We start from the raw sequence: 4,137 nt of genomic DNA, 5'->3' as shown, positions 1-4,137 counted from the left end.
AGGCGCCCTCCGGCCCGGGATCACCGCGGCGCTGGCGACGAATGCGCTCCGCGCAGCCCTCCGCGGTGTCGCCCAGACCGTCGCCGCGAACCCCGACAACGACGACAACGACGCGACGTCCGCCGTCGTCCGCGACGCGCTCATCCATGCGCTCGTCGCGGACCGGGCACATAGCTGACTCCTCGCCGATCCGGCCCCGGACCGAGCGAGAACCCGCACGATGGAGCAACACCCATGACCGATCTGCTCACAGGCAAGACCATCCTCATCACCGGCGCCTCGTCCGGTATAGGCGAGTCCGCCGCGTACCTGTTCGCCCGCGAAGGCGCGAACGTCGTCATCACAGCCCGCCGCAAGCCTGAACTCGACCGTGTCGCCGAGGACATCGCCGCCGGTGGAGGCAACGTCCTCGCCGTTCAGGCCGACACCACCGACGCCGGCGAAGTGCAACGAGCCGTCGCGGCCGCGGTCGAGAGGTGGGGGCGCCTCGGCGGTGCCCTGAACAATGCCGACCGCACCCAGGGCGGCGGCCGCCTCGCCGAGGTCACCGACGAGACCTTCGACTCCGTCCTCGAAACCAACTTCAAGGGCGTGTGGCTATGCGCGCCGAACTGCAGGCGATGACCGCGGTGGGGGGAGGCTCCACCAGCGTGCCTTGGACCGCCAACGCACCTTGAATGTGCCATGCTCCCGGCACGCCCGGTCCAGGTCCCTCAAGGTCTGCTGGAGCACGTGAGAAGGTGCGGCCTTGAGCCACGCGTGCTCACGCTTGGCGTCGGCCAGCTCGGCGGCCTGCGGCACGTAGTTCATCCACGCCCCGCGCCGCCGGTACTCCCGGCGCTGCTCCAGGGCAGTGTTCCACACCGACCGGCAAATGCTGCCGAACTCCTCGCACATCTCCTCTTGTTCGAGCGAGAGATCGAGCAGATAGCGACGACCGGACAGCATGAGAACACCCCCCTTCAACTGACGTGATCAACGTAGTGCACGCCACTGACATCAACGCAGTGATCTCCGCCGCTACGCGGCTCCGGTTCGAGGATGAGCTAACCCCCAGCTAAAGCAGGGGGTCTGCGCTCAAGACTTCGGATCAGCACCTTCTGCCGGGGCAGGTACACGAAGCTGTTTCCCGGCGCATGGTTGCTGCCCTTGTAGTGCATCTCAAGGATCTGGCCACCGACTTCCAGTCGGTACGAGTCCTTGAAGGTCACGTCCGGAAGCCGGCGCAGGGGATCGCCGGTCTCACGCAGCATGGTATGGGTCTCCTGCTGCGCGATCCGTGTGGCGTCGTCGGGGAACTGGTCGGCCCTTCCGATGTGGTCGCCGTGGAAGTGCGTGTACACCACGTGGGTGATGGGCTTGCTCGTCACGTCGCGGATGGCGCGCGTGACGAGGCCGCCGAGCGAGGGCGGTGCTTCGATGGCGATCACCTCGTCGTCGCACACCACGAACGCGCACTGGTAGCCGCCGTCCGTGACCCAGTGGACGCCGTCGGCGACCTCCTCGACCAGGTACCCGGAAGGTGGCACCTTCGGGCCGACCCCGTTTGGGGGGACGGGTGGGACGGCGATTGTGCGAACTGACTGCGTCATCGTTGCTCGCTTTCGGACAGAGGATTCACCGTGGCCTGACGGGGGCGCAGGCCAGGCATGGCATGGTGGCGTATCGCGTAGGTCGTGCGCCGGGGTGAGGCCCCGCGGCCCGGCGGCGCTGAAAGGTTGCGCGGGGTGCCGGGCGCCATGACGCTGCCCAGGGGTGCCCGTGTCAGGGCCGGTCGGCCCCCCCGGGCAGCAGTTGTGGGAGTACCTTGACGGGGCTGGTGCGACGTCGGCTTCGGGGTGCCGGGCGTGTTCTGATCCGTCAGGGCGATCGACCGGGTCGGGCGGGTCAGTCGCGGGGGCGGTTGCGATGCGACTGAGGTTCGCGCAGCGTGGGCAGTGGGCCGCCGTCGATGCTGCCTCTTCGCAGCGACGATGCCGTCAACGGCTCCCACCGAGGTCACCACCATTCCGCTGTCGAGGTGCGGGCGCAGCGCCCCGAACTGGCTCGCGCCCGACTGCGACTCGCGCCAGTTGTCCACCACGTACCAGTCGGGCGATCTTGCTGTCGCTTGGCAACTTGTCGGGGGTGCCGGTGAAGGCAACTCATCGCGCTCGGACTGGAGTGGGCGGCGTAGAGAGAACCCACCAGACCCAACCCCGGCCACACCCCCCGCAACAGACTCCGGCACAATCGCTAACAGGGTCGTGTCGAACGCAGACGACACGACCCCACCCATGGCCCAGCAGCCCGAGGACGAAGAACAGAGCCGGAGTCATCGCGCAGCGTCTTGCGGGCCTGACCGGCCGGCAGGTGGACGCCCGGCGCCAGCAGAGGTCAGTACTCAACCTCAAGCTCCAGCCTGCGCATACGTCCCCTCCACCGCAGGGCGCAGCACGTGTCATGCGAGAGAACGTCCCCCCGGGTTACGGGACAAGGCCACGCGCCGCGCAGCATCCGCATTGAGACGCCAAGTCCCCTGCCAGAGCCGAAACTTGGAGCCGCCCAGAGGCAGATACGCCTCCAGATGTTACGCGTGTAAATTCTGTCGCCGACTGCTTGCCGGCCGGCCTCACACCTCGGAATACTCCAGGAGTGACTTGTCAGGAGCACGTCGAGTTCTCCCGACGGTGAACTCGGCGTGCCGTACCTCCTGACCGGCAGCCCCATCCCCACAGGAGGAACGCGTGCGGATCAAGACGTCCAGCACCGCGAGACGCGCCGGGCTGATCGCCACGGCGTCCGGCCTGTTCGCGGCAGCAGTGCTCACGATGCCCACCGCCCAGGCCGCCCAATCGGCCAAGGCCTCGCCCGAGGCCGCCGCCAAGCTCACCAAGACCCTCGGCACCACCTCGACCGCCGGTTGGTACTACGACGCCAAAGCCAAGACCGCAGTCGTCAGCGTCACGACACAGAAGGCTGCGCAGGCTGTCCGCGAGGCCGGCGCCGTGCCAAAGTTCGTCACCCACAGCTCCGCTCAGCTCGCCAAGGCCGCTGACGCCACCAAGGCCACCGACGTCCCGGGCACCGCCTGGTCGGTGGATCCCAAGAGCAACACTCTCGTGGTGAGCGCCGACAGCCGCGTCTCGCGCGGGGAGCTCGCCAAGCTCAAGGCCGCCACCGCCTCCTACGGCGACGCCGTCGCCATCAAGCGCGTGAGCGGCACCTTCAAGAAGCTGCTCAACGGCGGCACCGCCATCTACGCCGACGCCGGCTGGCGCTGCTCCGTCGGCTTCAACGTCCGTAGCAGCAGCGGCACCTACTACTTCCTGACCGCGGGCCACTGCACCCAGGGCTATCCGTACTGGTACACCAACTCCGGCCTCACCACCTACATCGGCCCCACCGTCGGATCCAGCTTCCCCACCAACGACTACGGCATCGTCCGCTACGACAACGCCAACGTCACCCACCCCGGCACCGTCAACCTCTACAACGGCACCAGCCAGGACATCACCTCCGCCGCCAACGCCTACGTCGGCGAGTCCGTCAAGCGCAGCGGCTCCACCACCGGCGTCCACAGCGGCACCGTCCAGGCCCTCAACGCCACCGTCAACTACGGCAACGGCGAGATCGTCTACGGCCTCATCCAAACCAACGTCTGTGCCGAGCCCGGCGACTCCGGCGGTTCCCTGTTCGACACGACCAAGGCGATCGGCCTGACCTCCGGCGGCAGCGGCAACTGCACCTCCGGCGGTACGACCTTCTTCCAGCCCGTCACCGAGGCGCTGAGCGCGTACGGCGTCAGCGTGTACTGACCCTCCGCCGATCGCATCTTCACAGCCCGCGGAGTGAGTCCCCAGCGGTCCGCCGGGGACTCACTCCGCCTCAGTGCAGCGGCCGTTCACGTTCGACCCGCCCGCGCCCCCGCATGGCCAGGGCGCGGTCGTGCTGCGGCGTGTGATCGGCCTTGGCGGCGGCCCGGTCGCGGTGCTCGACTGTGACCGGCGCAGCCCCGGGGTGTCGTCCAAGTCCAGCAGCTCCGCCAGATCGGTCCGGGTGCAGATCTTCTGAGGGTGCCTCGTTGGGGTGATTCGAAGAGGTTCGGGATGTGGCCGGTTGTGCCGACTTCTACCGTCGCCGGGGTCGAGCCCGCCC

The 4,137-nt window shown here is 68.2% G+C and carries 5 protein-coding genes; 3 read left to right on the top strand and 2 right to left on the bottom strand.

The genetic code is table 11. The features are described from left to right. Window positions 1–234: 234 nt before the first annotated feature. Window positions 235–624, top strand: coding sequence for an SDR family NAD(P)-dependent oxidoreductase (locus VXC91_RS43035; RefSeq protein ID WP_329512797.1), 390 nt, complete (start codon window positions 235–237; stop codon window positions 622–624). Here the strand turns inward: VXC91_RS43035 and VXC91_RS43030 are convergent. After that, window positions 598–948, bottom strand: coding sequence for a helix-turn-helix domain-containing protein (locus VXC91_RS43030; protein WP_329512796.1), 351 nt, complete (start codon window positions 946–948; stop codon window positions 598–600). The genes VXC91_RS43035 and VXC91_RS43030 overlap by 27 nt on opposite strands. Before the next feature lie 98 nt (window positions 949–1,046). Then, the gene (locus VXC91_RS43025) at window positions 1,047–1,529 is read right to left on the bottom strand and encodes an MBL fold metallo-hydrolase (RefSeq protein WP_329512795.1); all 483 of its coding nucleotides are present in this window, start codon (window positions 1,527–1,529) and stop codon (window positions 1,047–1,049) included. A gap of 1,197 nt (window positions 1,530–2,726) precedes the next feature. Here VXC91_RS43025 and VXC91_RS43020 point away from each other — a divergent pair. After that, the gene (locus VXC91_RS43020) at window positions 2,727–3,797 is read left to right on the top strand and encodes a S1 family peptidase (RefSeq protein ID WP_329512794.1); all 1,071 of its coding nucleotides are present in this window, start codon (window positions 2,727–2,729) and stop codon (window positions 3,795–3,797) included. 73 nt (window positions 3,798–3,870) lie between these two features. After that, window positions 3,871–4,053, top strand: a complete 183-nt coding sequence (locus VXC91_RS43015) for a hypothetical protein (protein ID WP_329512793.1) — start codon at window positions 3,871–3,873, stop codon at window positions 4,051–4,053. Window positions 4,054–4,137 lie beyond the last annotated feature (84 nt).

Source organism: Streptomyces chiangmaiensis (genome assembly GCF_036281785.1).
Taxonomy (GTDB): Bacteria; Actinomycetota; Actinomycetes; order Streptomycetales; family Streptomycetaceae; genus Streptomyces; species Streptomyces chiangmaiensis.
This window is presented reverse-complemented; position numbering and strand designations above follow the sequence as displayed.

What these genes read in the sequence shown, in the direction of transcription:
- VXC91_RS43030 (WP_329512796.1), bottom strand. Translation starts at nt 948, where the DNA reads ATGCTGTCCGGTCGTCGCTATCTGCTCGATCTCTCGCTCGAACAAGAG.
- VXC91_RS43035 (WP_329512797.1), top strand. Translation starts at nt 235, where the DNA reads ATGACCGATCTGCTCACAGGCAAGACCATCCTCATCACCGGCGCCTCG.